The 25,473-nt window shown below is 56.5% G+C and carries 30 protein-coding genes and 1 riboswitch; of the genes, 14 read left to right on the top strand and 16 right to left on the bottom strand.

The features are described 5' to 3' along the window. Positions 1–22 precede the first annotated feature (22 nt). The 4 genes from ACJ8IM_RS21995 to ACJ8IM_RS21980 are packed head-to-tail and all read left to right on the top strand — an operon-like array spanning position 23 to position 1,368. Positions 23–256, top strand: coding sequence for a class II holin family protein (locus ACJ8IM_RS21995; RefSeq protein ID WP_060448321.1), 234 nt, complete (start codon positions 23–25; stop codon positions 254–256). Then, complete coding sequence (locus tag ACJ8IM_RS21990; protein ID WP_308317490.1) at positions 240–755, top strand: lysozyme; 516 nt, start codon at positions 240–242, stop codon at positions 753–755. Before ACJ8IM_RS21995 ends, ACJ8IM_RS21990 begins: the two co-directional genes overlap by 17 nt. Next, positions 740–1,114, top strand: a complete 375-nt coding sequence (locus tag ACJ8IM_RS21985; RefSeq protein WP_308317489.1) for a hypothetical protein — start codon at positions 740–742, stop codon at positions 1,112–1,114. The genes ACJ8IM_RS21990 and ACJ8IM_RS21985 overlap by 16 nt, the downstream gene beginning before the upstream one ends. Beyond that, positions 1,111–1,368, top strand: a complete 258-nt coding sequence (locus ACJ8IM_RS21980) for a hypothetical protein (protein WP_308317488.1) — start codon at positions 1,111–1,113, stop codon at positions 1,366–1,368. The genes ACJ8IM_RS21985 and ACJ8IM_RS21980 overlap by 4 nt, the downstream gene beginning before the upstream one ends. Before the next feature lie 29 nt (positions 1,369–1,397). Here ACJ8IM_RS21980 and ACJ8IM_RS21975 read toward each other — a convergent pair whose 3' ends face one another. The 5 genes from ACJ8IM_RS21975 to ACJ8IM_RS21955 all read right to left on the bottom strand — a co-directional run bounded on the left by ACJ8IM_RS21975 (position 1,398) and on the right by ACJ8IM_RS21955 (position 7,932). Continuing rightward, positions 1,398–2,222, bottom strand: a complete 825-nt coding sequence (locus ACJ8IM_RS21975) for a phytanoyl-CoA dioxygenase family protein (protein WP_308317487.1) — start codon at positions 2,220–2,222, stop codon at positions 1,398–1,400. Between the two features lie 560 nt (positions 2,223–2,782). Next, entirely contained in the window at positions 2,783–3,898 is a 1,116-nt protein-coding gene (locus ACJ8IM_RS21970; protein ID WP_072008421.1) for an acyltransferase family protein, read from the bottom strand. 91 nt (positions 3,899–3,989) lie between these two features. Further along, positions 3,990–4,814 (bottom strand): phytanoyl-CoA dioxygenase family protein, encoded by an 825-nt coding sequence (locus ACJ8IM_RS21965; protein WP_051917633.1) that lies wholly within the window; start codon positions 4,812–4,814, stop codon positions 3,990–3,992. Positions 4,815–5,521: 707 nt separating this feature from the next. Further along, positions 5,522–7,303, bottom strand: a complete 1,782-nt coding sequence (locus tag ACJ8IM_RS21960) for a hybrid sensor histidine kinase/response regulator (RefSeq protein ID WP_033654272.1) — start codon at positions 7,301–7,303, stop codon at positions 5,522–5,524. Next, positions 7,300–7,932 carry a response regulator transcription factor gene (locus ACJ8IM_RS21955; RefSeq protein WP_033654271.1) on the bottom strand — a complete coding sequence of 211 codons (633 nt, stop codon included), beginning with the start codon at positions 7,930–7,932 and terminating at the stop codon, positions 7,300–7,302. Before ACJ8IM_RS21955 ends, ACJ8IM_RS21960 begins: the two co-directional genes overlap by 4 nt. A gap of 175 nt (positions 7,933–8,107) precedes the next feature. Here ACJ8IM_RS21955 and ACJ8IM_RS21950 point away from each other — a divergent pair, with 175 nt between their 5' ends. The 4 genes from ACJ8IM_RS21950 (at position 8,108) to ACJ8IM_RS21935 (ending at position 13,110) form a co-directional block, all read left to right on the top strand. After that, the gene (locus ACJ8IM_RS21950; RefSeq protein ID WP_025303891.1) at positions 8,108–8,422 is read left to right on the top strand and encodes a hypothetical protein; all 315 of its coding nucleotides are present in this window, start codon (positions 8,108–8,110) and stop codon (positions 8,420–8,422) included. Positions 8,423–8,617: 195 nt separating this feature from the next. Beyond that, positions 8,618–11,680 carry an autotransporter outer membrane beta-barrel domain-containing protein gene (locus tag ACJ8IM_RS21945; protein WP_230116455.1) on the top strand — a complete coding sequence of 1,021 codons (3,063 nt, stop codon included), beginning with the start codon at positions 8,618–8,620 and terminating at the stop codon, positions 11,678–11,680. 181 nt (positions 11,681–11,861) lie between these two features. Then, positions 11,862–12,665: a DUF3289 family protein gene (locus ACJ8IM_RS21940; protein WP_033655342.1), complete on the top strand. Its 804-nt coding sequence runs from the start codon at positions 11,862–11,864 to the stop codon at positions 12,663–12,665. Then, complete coding sequence (locus tag ACJ8IM_RS21935) at positions 12,658–13,110, top strand: DUF943 family protein (RefSeq protein ID WP_033655343.1); 453 nt, start codon at positions 12,658–12,660, stop codon at positions 13,108–13,110. Before ACJ8IM_RS21940 ends, ACJ8IM_RS21935 begins: the two co-directional genes overlap by 8 nt. Before the next feature lie 121 nt (positions 13,111–13,231). Here the strand turns inward: ACJ8IM_RS21935 and rluF are convergent, their stop codons facing one another. Then, entirely contained in the window at positions 13,232–14,101 is an 870-nt protein-coding gene (gene rluF, locus ACJ8IM_RS21930) for a 23S rRNA pseudouridine(2604) synthase RluF (protein ID WP_033655344.1), read from the bottom strand. Between the two features lie 183 nt (positions 14,102–14,284). Between rluF and ACJ8IM_RS21925 the strand changes: the two genes are divergently transcribed. Beyond that, complete coding sequence (locus tag ACJ8IM_RS21925; RefSeq protein ID WP_229601737.1) at positions 14,285–14,839, top strand: DUF2778 domain-containing protein; 555 nt, start codon at positions 14,285–14,287, stop codon at positions 14,837–14,839. After that, positions 14,811–15,071 carry a DUF1158 family protein gene (locus ACJ8IM_RS21920; protein ID WP_033655345.1) on the top strand — a complete coding sequence of 87 codons (261 nt, stop codon included), beginning with the start codon at positions 14,811–14,813 and terminating at the stop codon, positions 15,069–15,071. The genes ACJ8IM_RS21925 and ACJ8IM_RS21920 overlap by 29 nt, the downstream gene beginning before the upstream one ends. Positions 15,072–15,077: 6 nt before the next feature. Here the strand turns inward: ACJ8IM_RS21920 and ACJ8IM_RS21915 are convergent, their stop codons facing one another. Further along, positions 15,078–15,527, bottom strand: coding sequence for a winged helix-turn-helix transcriptional regulator (locus ACJ8IM_RS21915; RefSeq protein WP_033648951.1), 450 nt, complete (start codon positions 15,525–15,527; stop codon positions 15,078–15,080). A 95-nt stretch (positions 15,528–15,622) separates the two neighbouring features. Between ACJ8IM_RS21915 and ACJ8IM_RS21910 the strand changes: the two genes are divergently transcribed. Continuing rightward, a complete protein-coding gene (locus tag ACJ8IM_RS21910; protein ID WP_101455547.1) occupies positions 15,623–16,852 on the top strand; it encodes an MFS transporter in 1,230 nt (409 codons plus the stop codon). Here the strand turns inward: ACJ8IM_RS21910 and ACJ8IM_RS21905 are convergent. Together ACJ8IM_RS21905 and ACJ8IM_RS21900 are read right to left on the bottom strand one after the other, a co-directional pair. Next, positions 16,829–17,509, bottom strand: a complete 681-nt coding sequence (locus tag ACJ8IM_RS21905; RefSeq protein WP_033654546.1) for a class I SAM-dependent methyltransferase — start codon at positions 17,507–17,509, stop codon at positions 16,829–16,831. The genes ACJ8IM_RS21910 and ACJ8IM_RS21905 overlap by 24 nt on opposite strands. Before the next feature lie 101 nt (positions 17,510–17,610). Next, on the bottom strand, positions 17,611–18,036 hold the full coding sequence (locus tag ACJ8IM_RS21900) for a GNAT family N-acetyltransferase (RefSeq protein WP_033654547.1): 426 nt from the start codon (positions 18,034–18,036) through the stop codon (positions 17,611–17,613). A gap of 141 nt (positions 18,037–18,177) precedes the next feature. Continuing rightward, positions 18,178–18,274, top strand: a riboswitch (TPP riboswitch). Positions 18,275–18,309: 35 nt separating this feature from the next. On the opposite strand from ACJ8IM_RS21900, the gene thiM reads away from it, so the two are divergent. The 3 genes from thiM to ACJ8IM_RS21885 all read left to right on the top strand — a co-directional run bounded on the left by thiM (position 18,310) and on the right by ACJ8IM_RS21885 (position 20,444). Then, entirely contained in the window at positions 18,310–19,101 is a 792-nt protein-coding gene (gene thiM, locus ACJ8IM_RS21895) for a hydroxyethylthiazole kinase (RefSeq protein ID WP_033654548.1), read from the top strand. After that, positions 19,101–19,901 (top strand): bifunctional hydroxymethylpyrimidine kinase/phosphomethylpyrimidine kinase, encoded by an 801-nt coding sequence (gene thiD / locus ACJ8IM_RS21890; protein WP_033654549.1) that lies wholly within the window; start codon positions 19,101–19,103, stop codon positions 19,899–19,901. The genes thiM and thiD overlap by 1 nt, the downstream gene beginning before the upstream one ends. Positions 19,902–19,985: 84 nt before the next feature. Further along, a complete protein-coding gene (locus ACJ8IM_RS21885; RefSeq protein WP_033654550.1) occupies positions 19,986–20,444 on the top strand; it encodes an inhibitor of vertebrate lysozyme family protein in 459 nt (152 codons plus the stop codon). Positions 20,445–20,483: 39 nt separating this feature from the next. On the opposite strand, the gene gutQ is transcribed toward ACJ8IM_RS21885, so the two are convergent. From gutQ to srlA, 7 genes are all read right to left on the bottom strand, one after another. Continuing rightward, entirely contained in the window at positions 20,484–21,455 is a 972-nt protein-coding gene (gene gutQ, locus ACJ8IM_RS21880) for an arabinose-5-phosphate isomerase GutQ (protein ID WP_016926691.1), read from the bottom strand. Further along, the gene (gene srlR, locus ACJ8IM_RS21875; protein WP_033635559.1) at positions 21,448–22,221 is read right to left on the bottom strand and encodes a glucitol operon DNA-binding transcriptional repressor SrlR; all 774 of its coding nucleotides are present in this window, start codon (positions 22,219–22,221) and stop codon (positions 21,448–21,450) included. Before srlR ends, gutQ begins: the two co-directional genes overlap by 8 nt. Before the next feature lie 83 nt (positions 22,222–22,304). Next, positions 22,305–22,661 (bottom strand): transcriptional regulator GutM, encoded by a 357-nt coding sequence (gene gutM, locus ACJ8IM_RS21870; RefSeq protein ID WP_033654551.1) that lies wholly within the window; start codon positions 22,659–22,661, stop codon positions 22,305–22,307. Positions 22,662–22,707: 46 nt separating this feature from the next. After that, a complete protein-coding gene (srlD, locus tag ACJ8IM_RS21865; RefSeq protein ID WP_033654552.1) occupies positions 22,708–23,487 on the bottom strand; it encodes a sorbitol-6-phosphate dehydrogenase in 780 nt (259 codons plus the stop codon). A gap of 10 nt (positions 23,488–23,497) precedes the next feature. Continuing rightward, the gene (gene srlB / locus ACJ8IM_RS21860) at positions 23,498–23,860 is read right to left on the bottom strand and encodes a PTS glucitol/sorbitol transporter subunit IIA (RefSeq protein WP_021504438.1); all 363 of its coding nucleotides are present in this window, start codon (positions 23,858–23,860) and stop codon (positions 23,498–23,500) included. A 22-nt stretch (positions 23,861–23,882) separates the two neighbouring features. Continuing rightward, positions 23,883–24,863 (bottom strand): PTS glucitol/sorbitol transporter subunit IIB, encoded by a 981-nt coding sequence (gene srlE / locus ACJ8IM_RS21855; RefSeq protein WP_033635556.1) that lies wholly within the window; start codon positions 24,861–24,863, stop codon positions 23,883–23,885. Positions 24,864–24,878: 15 nt separating this feature from the next. Further along, entirely contained in the window at positions 24,879–25,427 is a 549-nt protein-coding gene (srlA, locus tag ACJ8IM_RS21850) for a PTS glucitol/sorbitol transporter subunit IIC (protein ID WP_004941528.1), read from the bottom strand. Positions 25,428–25,473: the final 46 nt, after the last annotated feature.

Below are 25,473 nucleotides of genomic sequence, written 5' to 3'. Positions count from 1 at the left end.
CGCCAAACGGCGGAGGTGGAGTATGAAAATGGAAAAGTTAACGACAGGTCTTTCTTATGGCGCCTCCGGTGGTGGCGCCGCATTTTGGTTTACTCGGCTGCTGGATGGTTATTCACCTGAACAGTGGGCAGCAATAGGTGTTCTTGGCGGTCTGTTTTTCGCCTTCCTCACCTGGCTGATGAACCTTTATTTCAAGATTCGCGAGGATCGCCGCCGCGAAAGAATGGGGAGGGTTGCCGATGAGCAAGCTGAATAAAACTGGCGCGGCCGGCGCAGTCTGTTCTGTAGCGGTAATCATCGGCCTGGTGCTGTCTAGTGGGGAAGTAAAAACCAGCCGCGCCGGCTTGGAGCTAATCGGTAATGCCGAGGGGTGCCGCCGTGATCCATACAAATGCCCGGCGGACGTTTGGACTGATGGCATCGGCAACACGCACGGCATGAAACAAGGCGTGCGCAAGACAGATCAGCAGATCGCCGCCGACTGGCAAAAGAACATCTTGGCAGCTGAGTGGTGCGTTACAAACTATGCCGCCGGTGACAAGCTGCAGCAGGGTTCCTTCGACGCGGCGGTGAGCATCACGTTTAATGTCGGTTGCGTGGGGATGCAGAAATCGACGATGTTCCGGCTGTTCCGCCAGGGTGAAACTGTGGCCGCCTGCGAGCAGTTCCCTCGCTGGGTATATGCCGGCGGCGTAAAGCTAAACGGCCTGGTGATCCGCCGTGATAAGGAGCGCGCGCTATGCCTGGAAGAATAACGTCTACGGTCTTGATCCTGCTGGCGCTGACGGCTGTTGTCGGCGCTGGCGCCTGGCTGGCATCTCGACACTACCAGCCAACGATTGACCGGCTCAACGGGGCTCTGACGCAATGCAGGGACAGTAATAAGCAACAGGCATCCACGATCGCCAGCCAGAACGCTGGAATAACGGCGCTGCAGCGTGAACAGGCCGAGAGAGAGGCCAAGGCCAAGGATGATCAGGAAAAAGCCCGCAAGCAGGCCCGTAGCGATTATGAGAGGGCTAACGCAGTTATGGCTGAGCGCACTACCGGTGAATCATGTGGCGCGGCGTCTGCTGCTTTTGACGACGAGCTGCGTCGGGAGCGCGCCCAATGAAAAAGCTGATCGTGGTTTCTGTTCTGATGCTGGCCAGCTGCTCGAGTGCATCGCCGGCGCCGTCATACGTTGAAGTGAAAGTTCCGGTGGCCGTGCCATGCAAAACGGCCGACGTTGCGCGCCCAGCGTTCGCCGTTAACCAGCTGCCGATTGGTGCACCCATCGACATGCAGATGCGGGCATTGCGTGCTGAACGCCATCAGCGCATCGGCTATGAACGTGAATTACTCGCAGCAAATGAGGCATGTAAATGAGTTTACGGCCGGTGGTACCGGCCGCTATTTCATAGTTCGCCGTCGAAACTCAATGTCTTAATGCCGTTTTTGTTAAGCTCAGCTGACAATGAATCTGGTAATGTGAATCTTTTCCCGCCAGATTGATCCAGCTGTCGGCGCATGTTGGTACGAGCAAAGTCATTGGTGAAATTGTTTGGCGCTCCGAATGTAAAAAAGAAGCTGCGCTTTGGTTTTCCTGCTTTAAACCCGCAATAAATGTCCCTGACTTTTCTTCCTATTTTTGATTTTCCGGTCGAATCTCCCAGCATGCGGCCCATCTTCAGCAGACCTCTTTCGAAGAAATCATACTCCTTTCCTGCATGAGTGATTCGTACATCAAAAATCACCACATCTCCGGGCTTTGTCGCTAGGGCTACAGCCTCCCCCTCGGTTAGGTTATCCTTCAGATGTGACCCTACGCGCACAGACATTCCATTGCCATCAGTTGAGTGATCATTCATGTAGATCCCCATCTTGTAAACGCGGCAATCTGGGGTGAAGTAAGGTTCAGAGAAGTAGGCACCTTTAGCATCATCTTTATGCCAGCCGAAACCCATGTTGTGATGGATGTCAGCATGTGAGGTAAAGACAAAATCGTCTTGCGCAAAAACAGAACGATAGGCCTCTATAACTTTTGGATGACTGATAACCCAAGAGAACTCGGGCTCTTCAACCGCGATGTTAGGTTGGGTAAGCCCATACCGGTAAGTCACACCTTTTCTTTGAAAGAATTTGTGAATAGAAGAGTTTATTCTGGACATTTCATCTGGTGTAAAGAGGTTCCGGAAAACTACAAATCCGTCACGCTCAATCAATTCCTTAGCTGTGCTCATAATTAGCATTCCAAAGTAATTTACAAGTGCAAGTCTTTTGTGATTAGATTTTCACACAAACACACCATTTGTAAAGAGTATGTTGCCTTAGGTTTTTTCGCACAGATTTTGAGCAAGCAACTCTGGTGACGGTATAAAAGACGGTATCAATTCTCGCCGGGTGTCATTAGTCTTTATAAAATCAATTGGTTACTATAACTGTAAATAATTGAGTGGGAATGATGAACGGCTAATTACTGACTATCAGTGATTATTTAAAAACCCCCGTTGCGGCTTTGCCACGCGGGGGTTTTCTCTTTTAGGAGCTTGGTTGTGCTGTGAGCATCTGTGCTTGCTCAGGTACGCTACCCGTGCTGCCGTATACTGAGCTCGTTGTTCCAAACTGCGCCATACAAAGTTGCTGCTGCTTTGTATTACTGATCAACTATTGATTTGTCATGTATTGGCATATTTACGCTACAGGCGTAAGAACGCTAGATAGCAATGAATCGGCAATCAGGGTGAACAACTGGGAGAGTCAGTTGTTCACGAGACGGACTATTCAATATATCCTGGTAAGATTATTTGACTAGATTTTGCGTGATGGCGGCATCCTTTTTTAACCAAGAGGCTATGTTTGCTCCCACACGCATCATGGGTTTTTCCACAAGGTGATAGGTAGCAAACCCAACAATAATGACAATAATGAACGATGTAGCGTATCCAAAGCCGATCGGAACTCCCATCTTCTTTGCTATAAACGTCACGGGTATTGCTACTATAGGGTGCATTAAGTAAATTGAGTATGATATTTCACCCAGTTTTCTCAGGGCATTAGTCAATACGTTATTGTAGCTGGGGTTTAATTTGTAAAGCGAAAAAACAAATGCCACGCATAAAGTGGAGATGACAATTCTATTGTTTCCTGAAACCAGGTTTATTTTATCTCCGGAAACAGGATAAAAAATGAATGCCAAAGTTGATAATAAGCAAATTGATAACAGAGAGCTGTTGCGCATTGTTAACTTCGGTGCATATTTACCAATTGCAGCGCCACACATAAAGAGGAATAATTGGTTAAAAGGGTTTATGTAGTTAGCCCACTGTTCGGCAAGCGGTGATGAGGAGTCAAGAACGCTAAAAGCGAAGTAAAATCCAGAAATGATACTTAACACCATTACAATCGGGAAGGTATATCTGTACGATGAAGATAAAAAATAAGTAAGGCAGAATATGAAATAAAATACAAGTTCATTGCCGATTGACCAGGCTCCGGTGGATAAGTAAGCTGTTGGTTCAATAAATCCAAATAATAGTGTATAATTTAAAAATGCTTTGTAATATGGGAAGTCATATGCTAGGCCATTCACCGTCGCCAAAAGCCAGCTAAAAATAATCATCCCGGTTACGGCTATCCAAAATAAAGGGAATATCCTAAATACACGCTTTATGGCGAATGCTGAAACTTGACGTGTGGATGTTATTTTTCCTTCGTAGATATACGCTAGACTAACACCACTAAGAATATAAAAAATAGAAACTGCATAGATACCCAGTTTCCCTAGTATGAACTGACTGCCGATAACGTCAACTGACGAACCGGTAGACATTGACCATGAAATATAATGATAGATTACAACGGATAAGGCCATTAATCCACGGAGATAATCAAGTGATTCAACGCGGTTATTTTTCATTGAAATTCTCTTTTCTGGGCATGCTCAAAGCGCTTAAATGAGAAAAATATCGTTATGATAACGTCTAACCGAGTTGCCTCGGTCAGATAAGTTACAAACCATCTTCAAATTTCAGAGTTCTAACGCCATTGCTATGCAGTTCATTAGACAACTTTTCTGATAAAATATATTCGTTGCCTCCAGACTGTTCTAGCTGCCTACGCATATTTGTGCGGGAGAAGTCGTAAGTGAAAGTGTTTAGTGCACCGAATGTAAAGAAGAAGCTACGCTTTGGCTTTCCAGATTTCAAACTGCAATAAAAGTCACGTACTTTACGGCCAATTTCTGACTTGCCATTCATATCACCAAGCATCCTTCCTATCTTCAGCAATCCTTTCTCAATAACATCATATTCTTTACCTGCGTGCGTAATTCTTACATCAAAAATTACAACATCTCCGGGCTTAGTGGCTAATGAGATGGCCTCTCCTTCCGTTAGGTTGTTTTTAAGATGAGAACCTATCCTTACCGACATACCGTTTCCATCAGAGGAGTGATCATTCATGTAGATCCCCATTTTGTACACTCGGCAATCGGACGTGAAATATGGCTCGGAAAAATATGCACCTTTGGCGTCGTCTTTATGCCAACCGAATCCCATGTTGTGATGAATATCTGCATGGGATGTAAAAACAAATTCGTCCTGGCCAAATACAGAACGGTAGGCTTCTAATACCTTTGGATGACTAATTACCCATGAGAAATCAGGCTCTTCAACAGCAATGTTTGGCTGAGTCAGTCCGTAACGGTAAGTTACGCCCTTTTTTTGAAAAAAGGTGTGTATGGAAGAGTTCATCCGAGCCATTTCTTCTGGGGTGAAAAGGTTACGAATGACGACAAAACCATCACGCTCAATTGATTCCTTAGTTGTGTACATAATTAACCTTGCAAGTATTTTCAGTTGCTTAGATTTTGTCATACTATTTTTACATAAAAAGACAATTTGTAAAGCCCGTGAGTTTTTAAGTGCAAAAATTAATCATGAGCTTATTTTTTTGGAGTAAAAATCTATTTTTAATTAGAAAATCATTTTTTTATTTCGAAAATAACAAATTAACGATTGTTTTTTCTGGTTTTAATCGAAAAGATTCTAAACATTCTCATCGCTTAATAGTTTATTAGTGTGGGTAGTTTTATGTTTTTTAACGTTTTTTATGTTGAGGCTCCAGCCAAGTTATTGACGATGAAGAACATGTTTATGGTTCATATGAAAGCCGACAGCTCATAGGAAACGCCAGGAGGAGCGAGGATGAAAACAGAGCAATTGCTACGGTAATAACGCGGAAACCTTAGATATATCTTTTCCATGTTTCAGAATCCTACGAACAAGATGGTGGTGAGAGAAGGCCGTTGTTTTGTTGAGATTGCTGCCATTTTCAATGAAAGATAAATCTGATGAGTGCGCGCGCTCCAGGGAAAAATTATGAGAGGGACCGTTTCCACCATACATACAATCTTGTCATATCGACGGGATATAAGGTGTTTGAATCATAGCGCCTGAACAAGCAGATGGATGCACAGTTTCTCGTAGAGAGCTCTCCGCATGATCCTTGGCATCACCATGTTGTCAGCACCAAACCACCCTTAGCCGGCCCCCCACTGCGTCAGCAGCGCATGCAGCCTGGCCGGCTCCAGCGGTTTGCGCAGCACCAGATAGCCTTCCTGCTCGGCCTCTTGCAATATCTGCGAGTTGAACTCGCCGCTGACCATGGCGCCGCTCACGTCCGGCAGGCGTTCGAACAGCGCTTTCAGGATGTCGAAACCGCTCTCGCCGGAACGCAGGCGCTGGTCGCACAGCACGGCGAACGGCGTAAAACCGTCGTCGACGATGGCGAAGGCTTCCTCGGCGGAGGCCGCGCAGCGCACGGTGATGCCCCAGGTGCTCATCAGGCTCTCCCAGGCTGAAGTCACCAAGGGATCGTCGTCCACCACCAGGCAGGCGCCGCGCAGCGGCGCATAGCGGATGGGCGTGGCGGTGTTGTCGTAGGCGGCCGCGGTTTCCGGCGCTTTGTCTTCGCCGATGTATTGCGTGAAGCGCATCCAGAAGCGCGAACCTTTGCCTTCGACGGAGTGCATGCCGTACTTCACCTTCATCAGCTTGGCGCAGCGCGCCACTACCGCCAGCCCCAGCCCGTGGCCGGCGCTGTCGATTTTCCACGCCAGTTCGGGGCGGTAGTAAGGGGAGAAGATTTTGCTTTTCTCTTCGTCGGCGATGCCCACGCCGGTGTCCCACACTTCCACCAGGCACTCGGCGCCGCGCGGGCGGATGGCGATCAGCACGCCGCCCCGTTGCGTGTAGCGCAGGGCGTTTTGGATCAGGTTGATCAACGATTGCCGCACCAGCAGCGGATCGCCCATCACGCTGATGCGCCGTTTAGGCCGCCAGGTGCGCAGCGCCAGGGCGCGGCTGTTGGCCTCTTCGCGGAACAGGGTGATCACCGAGTCGAGCAGGGCGCCGATATCCACATGGGTGGCGGCGGTGCGCACGTTGCCGGACTCGATCTTGCTGAGATCGAGCAGCGAATTGAACATCAAATGCACCGAACGCACGCTCTGTTGCAGATCCAGCAGCTGCGGCGTCAGGCTGTCGTCGCGGTTCTTGTGGATGATGGCTTCGATCAGAAAGCCCATGGCGTGCACCGGCTGGCGCAGATCGTGGCTGGCGGTGGTCAGGAACTGGTTCTTGTCCAGCAGCGCCTGTTCCGCCTCCTCTTTAGCTTGCCGGAACTGTTCCGCCAGGCGGGAGCTTTGTTCTTCGAGCAACGCCTGCTGGATAAAGAACGCATGCGAGGTTAACGCGTGGCGGTAAATGGCGAAGCCGTACAGCAAGTTCAGCATCAGCACGATGAACATCACGTCTTCCAGCCGCCAGATGATGCCGAGGTTCAGCAGCCCCCAGGAAGCGAAGAAAAAGCGGGTAAAGGTGCTGATAACCGGCGTCAGATGCGTTGCGTTGGCGGCGACGATCGCGGCGATGCTGATATTGAGCAGCAGAAAAAAGTCAAAGTTATGGGTCTGCGGGGTAATTAAATAGAGTGATGAGATCCCCAATCCGTGAATAAACGCCACCTTATTAATGCGCGGCAGCCAGCGGCGCAGCACGGCGTCTTCATCATTTTCTTTGGCCTCGCGTTGGTAGCGCCGATGCCATATTCTGATCGCCACGGCGCATAGCAGGTAAACCATGATCCAGGCAATGGTTGGGCCGAGTTCATCCCCCAGCAAATAAATCCAGATGGCGAACGGGATGCCGACGAAAGGCACGGCGGTGAAGCTGAACACCAACCGCATGAAGGTGTTGTCCAGCAGGCGGATCTGCGCGCGTGAGGAGATGCCATCATTTTGTAAATTCTGGAAAAACTTCATTGTGACGGATCCCGTTTGCCGTGCAACAGCGTGATGGCTTCCACCCGGCTGTTGACGCCGATCTTTTTCAAGATATTACTGATATGCTCTTTCACGGTGGGTTCGGAAATAGACAGCTGCGTCGCGATCCTTTTATTCGGCAGGCCGCGCAGCATCATAGTTAATACGTCGATTTGTCTCGGCGTTAAATTGAATTTATTTAAATGTTCATGACTGTTTTTAATGGCGGGTTCATTTCCTTCCGGGAACCACTCCTGATTATTATTCAACGCAAAAACCGCTCTGGCGAATAATTCCGGGGGTTCATTTTTTAATACGAACCCATGCCCGCCGGCATTGTGCACTTTCTGCCAGATATCGTTATTTTCGTCGCCGCTGACCACCAAAATACGCACCTGAGAATAACGTTGTTTTACTTCTTTGAGTAATTTCAACGCCGTACCGGAAGAGAGCCAAAAATCGATCACCAGTAAACGCGGCGGGCCATTTTCCCTAATATGACGGTAGCAATTTTCTTCATTGGTCACCACATGTGCCTGTTTGAATCGGCAATGCGTGCTGAGAAAGTTAGCGATACCGCTTGCTACCAATGGATGGTCATCAACGACCAACGCATAATCCTGCCCCAAAGGATTCTCCTTTCGCCTTCACAGTTCAGATAGGTCTGATGAATTATTATCAACCCTCCCTACTTTAGGAGGGTTTTTTCGTTTAGGAAAGGGAAATATATTATTCGAGGATTTGGATAAGAGAAAACATAAAGCCAATCGATAATTTTAACTGATTGGTTATAAAGGATAATTTATGAAAAAACCACTTATCGCTTTAACCGTTACGATGATGATAGCCGGTTGTTCCACCCTGAAAACCGATCAGGCCATTCCATTACTGCAGGCGGAAACCGCCAAAATGCTGGGCCTGGGCTCATCGGACGAAATTACCGTGACCAATGTCAATGGCGCACAGCCGGATGCGCTGGGCGGGCAAAAACTTTCTTATCGCGCCACCACGGAAAAAGGCCGCATTTTCGATTGCTCGTCGCTGATGATGCCGGGAATTTTAGGTTCGTCGCCGTCGCTGAGCGCGCCGACCTGTACGCCGGTGGTCACGCATAAATAATTCGCTTTGGGGGCGGTATTGCCGCTTCCTGGTTTTCCATCGTCGGAGCGTCAGCGCCGGGGGGCAATAAGCTTTTGCTTCGACGATCACTAAACCGGCGTGCGCGAAATAACGCCTTACACCTCCTCTAGTGCATTGAGTTTCCCTATAACAATAAATTTCGCGCCATCACGCCAACGAGTACGGAGATAGCCCGTGAATGACAAGACATCGCATCCTTTAGCGGTTAAAACACCGCTTTCCAAACTTTACCTCGCTCTATTTTCTGCGCCGCTGTTGATGCTGGCGCCCGCCGATATCGCTCGCGCAGATGATGCCATTTTTGATGGCGACGCAAAAATTACCGAATCATTGGCCTACACCGGGGACGTTTACGTCGGTCGTAATCAAAGCGGCAACCTGCTGATCGATAATGGCAAGATCAGCGCCTATAACATCAATATCGGCCGGATGTTCAACGGCCAAATTCATGAAAGCCTGGTCACGGTCCGCGGGCCGAACGCCGAGCTGAACGCTGTGAACGATCAGTTCGTGCTGCGCGGCGGCCTGAATCTGGGGCGGGGCACCCTGCGGGTTGAAGACGGCGCGCTGGCCAGCGCGAAAGAGATCGTGGTCGGCACCACGCGTGGCTACGACAGCCACCTGATCGCCACCGGCGCCGGCTCCCGCGTCACCAGCAATTTTCTCAGCGTCGGCACCGATTTAGGGGCACGATCCACGCTGGCGATTGAAGACGGCGCGGTGCTGAACACCGCCTTTGATGCGCGCATCGGCAATGGCAGCGGGCCGGGCGAGACTGATACGCTGAGCCCGAAAGCCACGGTCACCGGGGCCAATTCCCAATGGAACGTCGGCCGCGTGCTCACGCTTTACGGCGATCTGGACGTGCTGAACGGCGGCGCGGTCAGCGTTGGCAGCATCGAAGTGGCGGGCGTCTCCGGCGCGCGTAAAACCGCCGAGTTGACGATCGCCGGCAACGGCTCACGGTTTACCAGCGGCAGCAGCGTCAACGTCGGCGATTACGGCAACGGCGTGTTGGCGGTCATGGACGGCGGGACATTCTCCGCCGGCGGCAACGAAGTGGTGCTGGGCAAGACCGGCTCCGGCTCGAACCGCGGCGCGCTGATTATCGGCAGCCGCGGCAATATGGATACCGGCACCGGGTTGACCGAGCCGACGCTCGGCGCGGCGGGCGCCGCAGGCACCATCGATGCCCAGACGGCGATCGCCCTGCGGGGCGGATTGTTCCGCAGCTATGTGTACTTTAACCATACCGACGGCAATTACGTTTTCAGCAACAAGATGAGCGGCGAAGGCGAGGTGATCAACAGCGCCGGGCACACGACGCTGAACGGCGATCTCTCTGAGCTGCAGGCCAACGTCACCGCGCGCGGCGGCAAGCTCATCATCGCCAGCGACATCAATACCCAGAAAGAAGACGACATCTTCGAGATCCAAACCCTCAGCGCAGAGAACGGCGGCACGCTGATCCTCAACGCGACGGCGGGTTCCGACGTCAATAACGGGCAGGGCTACAGCAGCGCCGCGTCGATCAAGGCCGGCGGCACATTGGGCGGCAACGGCACGCTGGGCCAGACCGAGATCCAGTCCGGCGGGCATATCTCGCCCGGCGACGGCAATATCGGCACGCTGACGCTGAAACGCTACCTGAACTTTATCGGCGAATCCTTCTACGACGTCGATATCGCCGGCGACGGCCGCAGCGACCAGCTGCTGGTGGCGGGCAAAACCACCATCAGCGATCGGGCCAAGGTGCAGGTTACGGCGCTGGATCCGCAAACCAGCTATAAAACCGGCCAAAGCTATCGCATTCTGACCTCGGACGGCGGCATTGACGGCCAGTTCGCGGCGGCGGTCTCCAAGTCTGCCTTCCTCGATGTGGCGCTGAATCACAGCGCCAACGCCGTGGATCTGACCATCGCGCAGAAAGACACGGGCGGTGAAAATCCAGGGGGCGAAAACCCGGGTGGAGAAAACCCAGGCGGTGAGAATCCAGGGGGCGAGAATCCGGGCGGGGAAAACCCAGGGGGTGAAAATCCAGGGGGCGAGAATCCGGGTGGGGAAAACCCAGGCGGTGAAAATCCGGGGGGCGAGAACCCAGGCAGCGGCAAGCCGGGCATTTTCCAAACGGTGGCCGAAAGCGGCAACCAGTGGAATACCGCCGGTGCGCTCTCGACGCTGACGCAGAGCGGCCCTTCGCTGGCGCTGTACAACTCGCTGCTGCTGCTGAGTGCGCCGGAAGCGCGCGAGGCGTTCAATCAGCTGTCCGGCGAAGTCTATCCGTCGATGCAGTCTAACCTGATCGCCGGCAGCACCCAGCTGTTCAACGTGCTGAACCAGCGCATGCTGCGCCTGTTCGACAATGACAGCCTGCCGATACCGCCGTTGGCGATGTCGCTGGTGCAACCGGCGCAGGCGCAAAACAGCGGCGTCTGGGGACAGACCTTCAGTTCCTGGGGCAAAAACAGCGGCAACGGCAACGTGGGCAAGCTGGATGGCAACACCACCGGCTTCCTGTTGGGGGCGGATCGCAAGCTGGTGGACCATAACGTGCGCATCGGCGGCTACTTCGGTTACAGCCGCGGCGACTACGACGTCGACAGCCGCCGTTCCAAGGCCGATACCGACAACTACCACCTCGGCCTGTATGCGGCGGGGCAGCAGGATGCGTTCTCGCTGCGCGGCGCGCTGGGTTACACCTGGCACAAGATCGAAGGCAAACGCAACGTCGATTTCAGCGGCTTCTCGGATCGGCTGAAGTCAGACTACGACGCCAACTCGCTGCTGGCGTTCACCGAAGCGGGTTACCGTTTCGGCCAGCCGGAGATGAACGTCGAACCGTTCATCAACCTGAGCTACATCCGTCTGCATACCGACAGCTTCCAGGAGTCGGGTGGCGCGGCGGCGCTGAGCGTGCGCAATGAAACGATGAACACCTTCTACTCCACGCTCGGGGTGCGCGGCGTGACCGAACTGCCGAAGAACGTCAGCCTCTACGGCTCGCTCGGCTGGCAGCACGCCTACGGCGATAAGAACACCTCATCGCGCATGGCGTTTGCCGGCAGCGACGCGTTCGTCACTCAGGGCCAGGCCGTGGATGACAACGTGATGGTGGGCGATATCGGCGTGAGCGTGAAACTGTCGCGCGCCGCGACGCTGGATGTCGGCTATCAGGGGCAATTCGGCGCCGATACCCGCGTGAATTCGGTCAACGCCAACCTGCGCTGGTCGTTCTGATTTTTCCTCTAGACTTCTCTGGTACTTGCAGGCCCGCTTGATGCGGGCCTTTTTTATGGTGAACATTAAGTTTCCCGTGAGCCTGCGTAAGGGGGCGCTAAGACATTTCCCGATATGAGCAGGGCGGGATTGCCTGTATGATTAATGTTCTTCTTAGCATGGGCAAGGGACTGATTTTCCAATGCGTGACTTGACAAGGCCGTTAACGATTTTCACCAGCAAGAAGCCTTTTAACGACCGTTTTGCTGATGATATGCAATATGGCGATATGGATGAACGTACACTTAAGCAACGATATCGTTTGGGGCAAGTATCAACGTTTATCGATTGGAGTACTTATAAATCGCCCTATGACCACCCGGCAACGCGAAATATTCCGGCAGCTGGAAAAGAAAAGGCGGTTGCAATGCTTTTTGATGAGCTGAGAGCTGCATCGAGATACTTTTCTTTTACTGGCGTTTATCAAGGGTTGATAGTTAAACTTTTCAATCATATGCAGTACAATAACGGAACTGACTTTCAAGATGTTCAAATGGACTTGGCCTATAAAAGGCTGATACTGAGCGATAAATCAGAAAATAGTACGCTAATTCGAATTAAAAGTGTTCTCGATACCTTTGATTTTAACTCATATCAGTTGAATAAAGATGCATTTACTCTTCAGTTATCACAAAGCCGTTTGCCAAAGTATGTTCGCTGGGAAGACTGCATAAATGGAATGGGAGTCAGTGTACATGAGGTCAATAGTACAGAGATCAGTATTGATTCTTTGTTTTTTCAAGATAATAAATATACTGCTGTGATTAGCTATAAAGCTCAGGATCATTTTGGGTTAGATAAAGAAGATATTAGTAAATTAAAGTTTAGTTCTATTGGGTTTTTCAGGATTTGGTTTGTACTTCAAAGGTATAAAGAGTTCGCGTTTAGACCCTTTTTCACCAACTTTGGCGCGAAAATAATAGTAACAGGTGAAAACTATGCTTAACAAAAAAAAGATTGCGTTCTTTTCTTTGGTCGCCGTAGCGGCTCTTTGGTTGGTTTGGGTGCTTGTCAGGCCGGCTAATGTTGTGCGGGTTGATGGTGCTGCTGTTTATGTTCAATACCTTCCGCTGACCACGGAAGGTAAAATATCTTGGTGGAATGATAATAAAGATAAACTTCAGGATAAGTATCATATTATCAAGGACGAGAATCATTTTACCGTTGCCGTAATGAATTTTGACGGCTATGTTGCCGCTCCGACTGGCAGCAATGATGGAAGTATTGATGACTATCATTGTCTTAGCGAGGGTGATACCAAGAATAAATGTATCTATAAGGATATAGCGATGATTATTAATGGTGATGTTAATAAAAGAGTTTTTATCAGTCTGGATGGGAAGACTTTCGCTCAAGAGCCTGACGGTAAGACCACGCTGTTAAAAAAATAGTGACTCTTACCCTCTGAGTTTTTCCTCGCTTTCAATCAGACTCGTCTAAGTGGTGCTCAGGCTTTCGCCCTCGCCAAGCCCCCGCAACGGCGGGCTGAGCGAGGGCGAAAGGGAGGGGAGGTTAACGCCCTTTTTTCTTGCGCCCTGGCTGGGCAAAGCGTTTGCGGCCGGCCGGCGCAGCGGCTTTGTCGGCGCTTTTCGGCCCGCCGGCGCTCGGCTTTTTCGCCGCGGCGGATTTGGCCGGGGCCTTCTTCGCCGGCTTGGCCTCGGACGAGGAGCCCTCGATCAGTTTGAACAGCTCGATCAGCTCGTCATCGGTCAGATCGCGCCATTCGCCCAGCGGCAAGCCTTTGAGGCTGACGTTCATGATGCGCGTGCGTTCCAGCTTGGTGACCTCGTAGCCGAAGTGTTCGCACATGCGGCGGATCTGGCGGTTCAGCCCCTGCACCAGCGTGATGCGGAACACGAAAGGTGCCTCTTTCTTCACCTTGCACTTTTTGGTCACCGTGCCCAGCATCGGCACGCCGGCGCCCATGCCGCGAACAAACTCGTCGGTCACCGGCTTGTTGACCGTCACCAGATACTCTTTCTCGTGATTGTTGCCGGCGCGCAGGATCTTGTTGACCAAGTCACCGTGGTTGGTCAGAAAGATCAGCCCCTGCGAATCCTTGTCCAAGCGGCCGATCGGGAAGATGCGTTTGCTGTGGTTGACGAAGTCGGCGATGTTGTCGCGCTCGCCGTCTTCGGTGGTGGTGACGATGCCGACCGGCTTGTTCAGCGCGATCAGCACCAGATCTTCTTCATTGCGCGGTTCGATCAGCTGACCGTTAACCTTCACCACATCGCCGGCAAATACCTGAGCGCCAACGGTGGCGCGTTTACCGTTGATGAAAACGTTGCCCTGTTCGATGTATCGATCGGCGTCGCGGCGTGAGCAGATACCGCTCTCGCTAATGTATTTGTTCAGACGAATGGATGAGTTAGTCAGCATGGGATCTCCGTAAAACGCGGACTATACATTACCTGCAGGGGATTGCGGAAGCTGTTAGAGAATAGATGTAATAGCGCAAGGTGATGCATGCGCCATCAATGCTGATTGGGCCTTACTCATTGCTGATTCTATCATCACGAGTTAACAATATTCACAAAATCAATAAGATAGATAAAATCTTATTTGCTGGATATTATCGGTGCTCAGCCAAAGGATGGGGGAAATAAAATGCTTCGCTGCTTTTTAGTTCATAATGGAAACAAAATAAACACCCTGTTGTGTCAAGGGGTTGGGATGTTCTCTGTGTTTTCTGGTAATAAACAGTATACAAATCAACCAGGATGCACAGATGTTCCCAATCACGGGGCTATACCAGCCGGTACTTACTGGATTGTGGATCGGCCATCCGGTGGTTTAAAGTCGCAGACTATTACTTTCATAAAAGATATTGTGACCAATGTAGATCACAATAGTTGGTTTGCTTTATACAGAGATGATGGAACAGTTAACGATAGAACATGGATTAACGGCATTATGCGTGGGCAATTCAGGTTACATCCAATCGGTCCACTTGGATTATCCGAAGGATGTGTAACCTTTTATTCCCAAAACGAATTCAATCGTCTGCGAGCTGCATTGCTGAAATCGAAAACAGCCAGAGTTCCGGGAACGACATTACAGGCATATGGGACTATCGAGGTGAAAGGCTATGAAAAAACTTGCCCTGCTGCTCGCTAACGCATTGGCTGTTGTTGGGCTGGCTGTGCTGACAATAAAGCTTTTTCCTGTACCCAGGCTAAACCAGAATCAAACCGCTTGGCTGATTGACGCCAGTGGGTTTTTCCATTTTAACGATACGGAATGGTTTGGTGCGCTCGTTTTTGGCGCGGTTTATCTGCTGGCCGGGTGTCTGGAATGGCTCTTTATCCGCCAGGTTTTTCAGCGGGTGAGCTGCGGGCACCGCCACTAACTCTCATCACCGTTCCTCCACCTTCACCACCCGGGTATTCAGCGGGGTGAGCGTCTGCCCGGCGCTGCCGATCGGCGTCAGGCGCGGGACGGGGCGGCCGCTGTCGCTTTCCACCAGCGTTGAGTGCGCTTCTCCCTCGGCGAACAAATGATCTTCCCCCCACTGGCGCAGGCCGACGATCACCGGAAACAGCGCGCGGCCTTTCTCGGTCAGCACATATTCCTGATAGGCGCTGCCGTCTGCGGCGGGCACGATTTCCAGCACGCCGTGCGTCACCAGCGCGCGCAGGCGGGTGGCAAGGATGTTCTTCGCCATCCCCAGCCCTTTTTGAAATTCGCTGAAGCGGGTGACGCCGTCGAAGGCGTCGCGCACGATCAGCAGCGACCACCAGTCGCCAATCACATCCAGCGTGCGCGCCACCGGGCACGGCGCGTCTTCCAGGCTTTTACGTTTCACGACGGTTATCTCCAGCTGCACATTCTGGTTGCATTATAAAACCTCTGCGCCTAAAGTTCATTGGGTTTAATAATGAAACCAGATTGAGGTATGCGATGAGCGACAAACTGCTGGATCCCCCCTGTGCGGCGCTGGGGCGCCTGCCGGCCCCTCTGGTGCTGCTGCTGGCCGCCGCCAGCGCCTTTAGCGTGGCCAACGTTTACTATGCGCAGCCGCTGCTGGACGCCATCGCCCATGATTTTTCCATCAGCCTGGCGGCGGTCGGCATGGTGATCACCGTGACCCAACTGGGCTGCGCGCTGGCGCTGCTGTTGGTGGTGCCGCTCGGGGATCGGCTGAACCGGCATTGGTTGCTGGCGGGGCAACAGCTGGGGCTGATCGGCGCGCTGCTGCTGGTGGGCTGGGCGCACAGCGCGCCCTGGCTGCTGGCGGGGATGTTGCTGGTAGGCTTATTGGGTACCGCCATGACGCAGGGGCTGATCGCTTTCGCCGCAGCACTGGCGGCGCCGCAGGAGCGCGGGCGGGTGGTTGGTGCGGCGCAGGGCGGAGTGGTGTTGGGGTTGCTGCTGGCGCGCACCCTGTCCGGCGCGCTGGCGGATGTCGGCGGCTGGCGCACGGTGTACTTCTTCTCTGCCGGGGTGACGCTGGTATTGCTGCCGATCCTGTCGCGCCTGCTACCTGCGCCGCGCACCGCTCCCAGTACGCTGAGCTATCCCGCGCTGCTGCGTTCAATGCTGACCCTGCTGCTACATGACCGCACGCTGCAAATTCGCGGCATGTTGGCGCTGCTGATGTTCGGCGCTTTCAGCCTCTTTTGGAGTTCGCTGGTGTTGCCGCTGAGCCAGGCGCCGTTCAACTTCACCCATGCCGCGGTGGGGGCGTTCGGCCTGGTCGGCGCGGTGGGCGCGCTGGCGGCGGTACGCGCCGGGCATCTGGCGGATCGCGGGCTGGGGCAGGCGGCCAGTGGCGTGTGTCTGCTGCTGTTGACGCTGGCCTGGCTGCCGCTCGGTTTGCTCGGCAGCGGCCTGGTTTGGCTGGTGGCGGGCATCGTGCTGCTGGATCTGGCGGGCCAGGCGATCCACGTGCTGAACCAGAGCATGATCTTCAGCGCGCACCCGCAGTCGCACAGCCGGCTGGTGGGCTGCTACATGCTGTTTTACGCCGTCGGCAGCGGGCTGGGCGCCTGGGCGGGCACCCATATGTACGCCTGGGCGGGCTGGAGCGGCGTCTGCTGGCTGGGGGCGGGCGTCAGCCTGAGCGCGCTGCTGTTTTGGCGGCTGACGCTGCGCGGCATGCCGCCCTCAGCGACGGCGGTGGAGCAGTGAAAGCTGGAAGCCCAGCGCACCGCACAGCCGCTGAGGCGCGGTGAAGCCGCTTTCCGCCAGGAGGAGACGGCTGCGTGCCGCCGTCATCGGGTGCCAGTTGCGGCGGGTGCGTTCGATCACCTCCTGCGCCTGCGCCGCCGAATGCCCGGTGCTTTGCAGCCAGTGTTGGTAGTGGCTGGTGGGCAGGCCGTCCGGTTGATAGTCGAACAGCAGCAGCGGTGCTGCGGGGGAGAGGCGCTGCGCCAACTGCTGCAGGAAATCCAGTTTGGCGCCATCGTCGGCGATAAAGTGCAGCACCAATGAACACACCGCCGCGTCGTGGCGGGTTTGCGGCGCTTGTTGCAGCAAGGTGGGCTGGAAGCTCACCCGTTGTGCGTAACCCGCGGCTTCGGCCTTGGCGCGCGCGGCCGCCAGCATGCCGGCGGAGGGTTCCACGGCGCTGAAATGCCAGCTGGCGTTGGCGGCGGCCAGCGCCTCCAGTTCACTGCCGGTGCCGCAGCCGGCCAGCAACAGAATGGCGTCATTCGGCAGCGTCTGCGCGAGCGTCGCCGTCAGCAGCGCCTGGGCAAACTGATAGCCGGGCACCAGGGTCAGAATTCGGCGATCGTAGTCCGCCGCTGCGGCATCGGGGAAGCGTGTATCCGTTTGATGTTGCATAACCTTCCTTGCAAAGTTCATTGAGAGAGACAAGGAAGGGTATGCTTAAATGATAATGAAATCCATTATCATTAATGAGTTCTGTGACGGGAAAGGCGGCGTTAGCGGGCCGGCGAATGCAGCAGGTAATAATCTTCTTCGCCGTCGTTGCCGGTAGAGATGATGCGCCAGCCGTGTTTGCGGTAGAACGCCAGCGCCTTTTCATTCTTCACCAGGCATTTCAGCGAGCCGGTGGCGGTGAAGGTAGCTTCCGCCGCCTGCAGCAGCGCACTGCCGACGCCGCGCGGCGGCTGATGGGGATCGACATACAGGTTATGAATGAAGTTGTCTTCGCGGTAGACGGAGACGAATCCCAGCAGCACGCCGCCGTCTTCCGCCACCCAAATCGCTTCGCCCAGCGTCGCGCCGTCGAAATCTTCCAACTGATAGTTTGAGGTATCGCGCCAGCCGAACGCCGCCTTGCGCGACGCCAGGTACAGCGTGCGCAGGAAGGGGCGATCGGTTTCTTGGTAGGGTCTTATCTGCATGGCATCTCCCGGTGGTTTGTGCTCACTATAGCGCATTGCGTGGCGTATGCCCGCCGGGCAATTTATTCGCTTGTTTGTCCGCGCCGCCGCTGGCATGATCCCCTGCAGGGATTAACGCAACGTTGATCACAACCTATTGATTTTCATGACTCGGGGTGCCCTTCTACGTGAAGGCTGAGAAATACCCGTATTACCTGATCTGGATAATGCCAGCGTAGGGAAGTCACGGCCGCCCAGCCGGCGCCGCCTTCTTGAACGCCGGTTGGGAGGAATATGATCGCTCGACCTGATGCACTACCCGGCGCGCGCGCCGCGGCCTGTCTGACCCAATTCCAACAGCGGCCTCCGCTGATCCACTGCCTGACCAACGAAGTGGTGCAATCGCTGACCGCCAACGTGCTATTGGCGTTCGGTGCCTCCCCGGCGATGGTGGTGGAGCCGCAAGAGGCGGCGCAGTTCAGCGCGCTGGCCGACGGCCTGCTGATCAACGTCGGTACCCTCAATGCGCTGCGCGCCGAATCGATGCGGGCGGCGGTGGCCGCCGCCAATCGGGCCGGCAAGCCCTGGACGCTGGATCCGGTGGCGGTCGGCGCGCTCTCCTACCGCACCGCCTTTGCTAAACAGCTGCTGGACGAGAAACCGGCGGCGATACGCGGCAACGCCTCGGAAATCATGGCGCTCAGCGGGTTGCTGGCCAGCGGCCGCGGCGTGGACAGCGGCGACGATTCGCTGGCGGCATTGCCCGCCGCGCGTGAGCTGGCGCAGCGCAGCGGCGCGGTGGTGGCGGTCACCGGCGCGGTGGATTACGTCACCGACGGCCAACGCGACTGGGCGATCGAAGGCGGTTCCCCGCTGATGACGCGGGTGGTGGGCACCGGCTGCGCGCTGTCGGCGGTCGTGGCAGCGTTTTGCGCCCTGCCGGGCGATCGCCTGGACAACGTGGCGACCGCCTGCCGGGTGATGTCCCACTGCGGCGGCCTCGCGGCCAGGCAGGCCGGCGGGCCGGGCAGCTTTACGCCGGCGTTCCTCGATGCCCTGTATCAGCTGCGCGGGGAGGATCTGTGATGAAACGCATTAACGCGCTGACCATCGCCGGCACCGATCCCAGCGGCGGCGCCGGCATTCAGGCCGATTTGAAGGCTTTCTCGGCGCTCAGCGCCTACGGCACCTCGGTGATCACCGCGCTGGTGGCGCAGAATACCCGCGGCGTGCAGTCGGTGTATTACATCGATCCGGCGTTCGTCGCCGCGCAGCTGGACTCGGTGTTCAGCGACGTGCGCATCGACAGCGTCAAGATTGGCATGCTGGCCAACGCCGACATCGTGCAGGCGGTGGCCGAACGGCTGCGCCATTACCGGCCGGAATTCGTGGTGCTGGACACCGTGATGCTGGCGAAAAGCGGCGATCCGTTGTTGGCGCCGGAGGCGGTGGCGTCTATTCGACGCGAGCTGTTGCCGCTGGTGTCGATCATTACGCCGAACCTGCCGGAAGCGGCAGCGCTGCTGGCGTGCGCGCCGGCGGAAGATGAAGCGCAGATGCGCGAGCAGGGGCGGGCGCTACTGGCGATGGGCTGCCGGGCGGTGCTGATGAAGGGCGGCCACCTGAGCGAAAGCGAGAGCCCGGACTGGCTGTTTACCGCAGAAGGCGAGCAGCGCTTTACCGCCCCGCGCGTCGCCACCCGCCACACCCACGGCACCGGTTGCACGCTCTCGGCCGCGCTGGCGGCGCTGCGCCCGCGCCATGCCGACTGGGCGGCTACGGTAGCCGTCGCCAAGGACTACCTGCAACAAGCGCTGCAACAGGCGGACACGCTGGAAGTGGGGCACGGCATCGGGCCGGTGCATCATTTCCACGCCTGGTGGTGAGTCAACTTTTTGCCGCAACCGTGGTCTGACTAGTTCAGGCCCGGTTTTATGGGCGAAACCTGATTTAACCTAGGGAGAAGGACTATGACGGGACACCAGGCGCTGCGTTGCGCCCTCTTCGGCGCACTGCTCAGCTTCAGCGCGGACAGCTTTGCTCAGCAGATCGTCACCACGTCGGATTTGATTCAGCAGCCGGGGTATCAGGCCAGCTGGCAAAACATGGTGAAAGGCCAGGCGCGGATGCCGGGCTGGGCGCGTAAGGGCGTCGGCACCTCGACGCCGGCGCAGAACCTGAGCTGGAAGGGCAAAGAGTATCTGGTCGGCAACCTGTGCAAGCCGCACGACTGCGGCAACAACTTTTTGATCGTGGCGTTCAGCGCGGACAAATCCCAGGCCTGGGGCGTGCGAGTGGCGGTGGAAGACCGGCCGGAAGCCGTCGACCATCCGAAGAAATACGCCAAGTATCAGTGGCTCGGCAAGCCGGATGATGACATGAAAGCGCTGCTGAAGCAGCAGTTCGAGAACAATCCCGACTGGAAATGATCTGACCGGGGGCGCCGGTGACGGCGCCCCCGGCGTTGATCAGCCGATGCCGGCCTGATGCAGATCGTGCAGGTTGAGCGCCCCTACCAGCACGCCGTCCATATCGACCACCGGGGCCGCGCTGATGTGCTGTTCGTGCAGCGCTTCCAGCGCCTCGCCGGCGCGCCACTGCTCCGGCAGCCGATAGCCCGGGCGGGTGATTGCCGGGCTGAGCGGATCCTGCAGGCTGTTGCCCTTCACCAGCCAGCGGCGCAGGTCGCCGTCGGTAAACACGCCCACCACCCGTTGTTGCGCGTCGCAGACCGCCACTAACCCGAGCCCGGTGCGGCTCAGCTCCAGCATCGCTTCCATCACGTTGGCGCTTTCGCTCACGCGCGGCAGGCGATCGCCGGTGCGCATCAGGTGATGCACGCGGTTCAGCAGGCGCGCCCCCAGGCTACCGCCCGGGTGCGAGCGGGCGAAATCTTCCGCGTTGAAACCGCGCTGGCGCATCAGCGCCATCGCCAGGGCATCACCCATCATCAGGGTGTTGACCGCGCTGGAGGTCGGCGCCAGCCCCATCGGGCAGGCTTCGCGCTCGACGCCGATATCCAGCACGCAGGCGGCGGCCTGCGCCAGCGGCGACTCTTTGCCGCCGGTGACGGCGATCACCGGAATGCCGTTCTCCGCCAATAGCGGCAGGATCAGATCCAGCTCTTTGGCGCGGCCGGAGTAGGAGATGAACACCACCACGTCGTCGGCGCCGATCATGCCGAGATCGCCGTGCAGCGCCTCCGCCGGGTGCACGAAGAACGACGGCGTGCCGGTGCTGGCCAGCGACGCGGCGATTTTCTTGCCGATATGGCCGGATTTGCCGATGCCGGAAATCACCGCTTTGCCACGGCAGTTCAGCAGCAGTTCGCAGGCGCAGACGAAGTTGTCGTCCAGGCGCGCCAGCAGGCGTTGCGCTTCGGTCAGCTCGATCTCCAGCGTTTCGCGGGCGAAGGCGAGCAGGGCGTTGGCGTTACTCATCGGGGTCTCCTACCAGAAGGATATTGATGCCTTTCGCCTGCAGCGCGGCGAGGTAATCGGGGTTGATGTCTCGGTCGGTGATCAGCGTGTCGACGGCGCTGAGTTCGCACACCACGTTCGGGCTCTTGCGGCCGAATTTCGAGGAGTCTACCAACAGAATAATGCGGCCGGCGGCTTCGCACATCGCTTTGCTGACGTTGTGCACTTCGTTGAAGGTGGTGACGCCGGCGTTGAGATCGACGCCGTCCGCGCCGATAAACAGCTTGTCGAAGCTGAACTGCTGAAACGCCGATTCGGCCAGGCTGCCGTGGAACGAGGCCGATTTTTTGCGGTAGGTGCCGCCGGGCATCAGGATGGTCTGATCGTTGTCCAGCTCCACCAGCGCGTTGACGATGGTCAGGCTGTTGGTCATCACCGTGATGTTATTGAACTGCGCCAGGTGCGGCACCATCTGCAGCACCGTGCTGCCGGCGTCGAAGATCAGCGAGTCGCCGTCGGCGATCAGCGCCACGGCGGCGCTGGCGATGTGGCGTTTTTTCTCGGTGTTGATATGGGTTTTGCGGTCGATCGGCTGATCGCCGTCGTCGCGGCTGAGCACCACGCCGCCGTAGGTGCGGATCACCTCGCCTTCTTCTTCCAGCAGGGTGAGATCCTTGCGGATGGTGGTGCCGGTGGTGGAGAAATGCTCGGCCAGGGCATCCACTGCCGTTTTGCCGTGCCGCTGCAGATATTCAAGGATAGCGGCCTGCCGCTGCTTTGGTTTCATCGCGATTCCCGTTCACAAGAGTTGGGCATTTCCCCTCGCTGAATAATTCACTATGAAAGGTAATGTCTTTTAATGTGAAAATATCACGATTTGGGTTCAATCGCTAACGTTAGTGCAGACTGGCATGCGCGATCCTCGGGGAAGATCACATCCGGGCGCAAATCCCGCTGATGCAAACCGTGCAATCGAGGCAGCGGGCGGGGCCGGGCGAAAACGGTCAGGCCGCGCAGCAACAGGCTGCCGCACACCCGTCGCTCGGCGTCGAAGGCCAGCGCCAGCACCACTCGCGGGCGGAAACGGCCGCCGGAACGGCCGACGCCAACGTCGCCCAGCCGGCACAGGCCGTCGAAGGCGCGGTTGAAGCGCTGCAGTTGCCACCAGCCAAAGGCGATTTGCAGCAGCCAGGCCAGCAGCGCGAAGGCGATCAGAGCTTGAGTCACGGGGTTCTCCTTAGGCCCCCTTGCGCCGAAGGGGGCATCGATGGCGTCAGAACATCACCTGGCCGCCGGTGATGTTGATCGATTGGCCGGTGCAGTAAGAGGCCTTGTCGCTGGCGTAGAACAGCAGGGTGTTCAGCACGTCCTGGTAGTCGCAGCCGCGCTTCAGCGGCACCTTGTCGATGTAGTACTGCTCCACCTGGTCCGGCGCGATGCCCAGTTTTTGCGCGTACTGCGGCAGCAGCGACTGGAACATCGGCGACTTCAGCAGGTTGCCGAGCATCAGCGAATGCACGGTAATGCCGTACTCCGCCAGATCGAGCGCCAGCGACTGCGTCAGCCCCACGCCGCCGAACTTGGCGGCGCTGTAGCCGGAGTTGTGCTTGCTGCCGACCTTGCCGGACTTGGAGTTGATCTGAATGATGCGCCCGGCGATGCCGTCGCGGATCATCAGGCGCGAGAACTCGCGGGCGCAGAGGAAATAACCCACCAGGTTCACCTGCAGCGAGCGATCGAAGTCGCCCAGCGGAAAATCGGTGATCGGTGCCGCCTTGGCGATGCCGGCGCTGTACACCAGCAGGTTGGCCTGGCCGAACGCCCGGTCAACCGCCGCCGCCAGCGCGATCACGCTCTGCTCGTCGGTGGCGTCGGCCTGAAAACCACAGGCGCTGCCTGCGCCAAACGCTTCGTTGATCTGCTGTGCCACCTGATTGGCATTGTCGGTATTCAGATCGGCCACCGCCACCCGATAACCGGCCTGCGCCAGCCCGTGGGACAAAAAGGCGCCTAACGTTTGGCCGCCGCCAATCACTACAGCTACTTCAGACATGGTCTACTCCTTATGCGATAAATGACAGCGTGCTGCCCAACGGGATATCGGTCGGCGTCGGGCCGGATACGTGGATCGAGCCGGGGAATTCGGCTTCGGCTTCGCCGTCGAAGCGCACGGTGATGTGGCCCAGCTCGCGCAGATTCTGCGTGGCGACGCTGCCGACGGCGGTGATGGCGTAGCGCCGCTGCGCCAGTTCCATCACGCCGCCGACCTGCAGCTCGCCGGCGGTCGCGCCGTGGCGGTGGATGAAGCAGAACTCTTCGATATCCGCCGGGGCGCCTTCACGGAAAGTGATCAGCATGTTGTCCAGCAACGCGTCGCGGGCGCAGCCACCGATCTGCGTGATGGTGGTGTGAAAAATGGTGTGCATAAACGTCTCCCTGGAAATCAGCTTATTGATAAATGAAGGCCGAGGCGGCCCAGGCGATCAACACCGTCGGCGCGCCGGTCAGGAAGCGGCCGACCAGCACCGAAGGCACGCCGACTCGCACGGTGTCCTGCTTGGCTTCCGCCAGCGACAGGCCGACCGGAATGAAGTCGCAGGCGGCCTGCGCGTTGATGGCGAACAGCGCGGGCAGCGCCAGCTGCGGCGGAATATGGCCGAGGCCGATCTGCACCCCGACCAGCACGCCGATCACCTGGGCGATGACCGCGCCGGGGCCGAGGAACGGCGACAGCAGCGGGAATGAGCAGATCAGCGCCAGCGTCACCAGGCCGATCGGGCTGTTGGCCAGCGGCGTCAGGCCGTGAGCGATAAAGTCCCCGAGGCCGGAGGCCATGATGATGCCGATCAAGGCCGAGACGAACGCCATAAACGGCAGGATGGTCTTCAGCACGGTGTCGATGGTGTCGCGCCCGGCCTGGAAGAACACCGCCACCACCGATCCCATGCCCATGCCGACCTTCGCCAGCAGCCCGTCGCTTTGCTCGGTGATCTTCTTGCTGGTGTCGTAGTCGCGCGCCTTGGGCGGCGCTGCAACGGTGGCGGCGGGTTGGCTATCTGCCGCTTCGATTCGGCTGATGTTGTGGTCGCGCACGCCGGAGACATAGATGTCTTCGAGGATAAACTGCGCCAGCGGGCCGGACTGGCCGGTGGCGTGGATGTTGACCGTCGGAATGCGGCGTTTCGGGTACAGGCCGCAGCGCAGGGTGCCGCCGCAGTCGATCACCGCCACCCCGATCTCTTCCGCCGGCGGTTCACCTTCTTTGAAGCCGTCGACGGCCGGCCAGCCGGTCAATTCGCTGAGGCGATCGACGATCGAAGGTCGGGTGCCGGCGGTGATGTACACCACTTTCTTGCCGGGCTCGATCGGCAGCTCCAGGGGGCCGCCCCAGCCGCTGGCGCCTTTTTCAATACGGATATAAGCACTCATGCTGCACTCCACGAATTAAAGTTGCACCTGGCGATCCAGACGGATGCCCATCTTGCGTTCGAACAGGCTGGTGGTGAGATCGGTGACCCAGCCGCGGAAGAAGTTGGTGAACAGCCCCACCAGGAAATAACTCACCGCCAGCGGGCCGAGCGGCAGGCCGAGGGTGGTCAGGCCGCTGGCGATGCCGAGGTAAACGAACAGTTCGCCCGGATTGATGTGCGGGAACAGGCCGTTCATCGAGTGGCAGCTGTAGGAGGCCGCCGCGTAGTAGCTCGGCTTGTATTTCTCCGGCATGAAGCGCCCTAGGCTGAGGGTCATCGGGTTGCAGAAGACAAAGGTGCCGATCAGCGGCAGCAGCAGATAACGCGACACGGGGTTGCCCGCGCAGCGCTGCGCCAATCGTTCGATACGTTCCTGGCCAACAAATTTGATCAGCGCGTTCATGATAACCAACAGGCTGATCAACAAAGGTAAAATGCCGGTCACCATGCCGACAAACACTTCACCGCCTTTCTGAAACAGGCCGATAAACCACTCGGCGCCGTGGGTGATTAGCTCAATCATTATGTTCTCCTGTAATGGACTGATATGGCCTGGAGCGAACGGCGGC

The sequence above is a fragment of the Serratia sp. CY33525 genome (genome assembly GCF_052169115.1).
In the GTDB taxonomy this organism is placed as follows: Bacteria; Pseudomonadota; Gammaproteobacteria; order Enterobacterales; family Enterobacteriaceae; genus Serratia; species Serratia sarumanii.
This window is presented reverse-complemented; position numbering and strand designations above follow the sequence as displayed.

Coding starts and splice junctions, on each gene's coding strand:
- ACJ8IM_RS21995 (WP_060448321.1), top strand. CDS start 23: ATGAAAATGGAAAAGTTAACGACAGGTCTTTCTTATGGCGCCTCCGGT.
- ACJ8IM_RS21990 (WP_308317490.1), top strand. CDS start 240: ATGAGCAAGCTGAATAAAACTGGCGCGGCCGGCGCAGTCTGTTCTGTA.
- ACJ8IM_RS21985 (WP_308317489.1), top strand. CDS start 740: ATGCCTGGAAGAATAACGTCTACGGTCTTGATCCTGCTGGCGCTGACG.
- ACJ8IM_RS21980 (WP_308317488.1), top strand. CDS start 1,111: ATGAAAAAGCTGATCGTGGTTTCTGTTCTGATGCTGGCCAGCTGCTCG.
- ACJ8IM_RS21975 (WP_308317487.1), bottom strand. CDS start 2,222: ATGAGCACAGCTAAGGAATTGATTGAGCGTGACGGATTTGTAGTTTTC.
- ACJ8IM_RS21970 (WP_072008421.1), bottom strand. CDS start 3,898: ATGAAAAATAACCGCGTTGAATCACTTGATTATCTCCGTGGATTAATG.
- ACJ8IM_RS21965 (WP_051917633.1), bottom strand. CDS start 4,814: ATGTACACAACTAAGGAATCAATTGAGCGTGATGGTTTTGTCGTCATT.
- ACJ8IM_RS21960 (WP_033654272.1), bottom strand. CDS start 7,303: ATGAAGTTTTTCCAGAATTTACAAAATGATGGCATCTCCTCACGCGCG.
- ACJ8IM_RS21950 (WP_025303891.1), top strand. CDS start 8,108: ATGAAAAAACCACTTATCGCTTTAACCGTTACGATGATGATAGCCGGT.
- ACJ8IM_RS21940 (WP_033655342.1), top strand. CDS start 11,862: ATGCGTGACTTGACAAGGCCGTTAACGATTTTCACCAGCAAGAAGCCT.
- ACJ8IM_RS21935 (WP_033655343.1), top strand. CDS start 12,658: ATGCTTAACAAAAAAAAGATTGCGTTCTTTTCTTTGGTCGCCGTAGCG.
- rluF (WP_033655344.1), bottom strand. CDS start 14,101: ATGCTGACTAACTCATCCATTCGTCTGAACAAATACATTAGCGAGAGC.
- ACJ8IM_RS21920 (WP_033655345.1), top strand. CDS start 14,811: ATGAAAAAACTTGCCCTGCTGCTCGCTAACGCATTGGCTGTTGTTGGG.
- ACJ8IM_RS21910 (WP_101455547.1), top strand. CDS start 15,623: ATGAGCGACAAACTGCTGGATCCCCCCTGTGCGGCGCTGGGGCGCCTG.
- ACJ8IM_RS21905 (WP_033654546.1), bottom strand. CDS start 17,509: ATGCAACATCAAACGGATACACGCTTCCCCGATGCCGCAGCGGCGGAC.
- ACJ8IM_RS21900 (WP_033654547.1), bottom strand. CDS start 18,036: ATGCAGATAAGACCCTACCAAGAAACCGATCGCCCCTTCCTGCGCACG.
- thiM (WP_033654548.1), top strand. CDS start 18,310: ATGATCGCTCGACCTGATGCACTACCCGGCGCGCGCGCCGCGGCCTGT.
- thiD (WP_033654549.1), top strand. CDS start 19,101: ATGAAACGCATTAACGCGCTGACCATCGCCGGCACCGATCCCAGCGGC.
- ACJ8IM_RS21885 (WP_033654550.1), top strand. CDS start 19,986: ATGACGGGACACCAGGCGCTGCGTTGCGCCCTCTTCGGCGCACTGCTC.
- gutQ (WP_016926691.1), bottom strand. CDS start 21,455: ATGAGTAACGCCAACGCCCTGCTCGCCTTCGCCCGCGAAACGCTGGAG.
- srlR (WP_033635559.1), bottom strand. CDS start 22,221: ATGAAACCAAAGCAGCGGCAGGCCGCTATCCTTGAATATCTGCAGCGG.
- srlD (WP_033654552.1), bottom strand. CDS start 23,487: ATGTCTGAAGTAGCTGTAGTGATTGGCGGCGGCCAAACGTTAGGCGCC.
- srlB (WP_021504438.1), bottom strand. CDS start 23,860: ATGCACACCATTTTTCACACCACCATCACGCAGATCGGTGGCTGCGCC.
- srlE (WP_033635556.1), bottom strand. CDS start 24,863: ATGAGTGCTTATATCCGTATTGAAAAAGGCGCCAGCGGCTGGGGCGGC.
- srlA (WP_004941528.1), bottom strand. CDS start 25,427: ATGATTGAGCTAATCACCCACGGCGCCGAGTGGTTTATCGGCCTGTTT.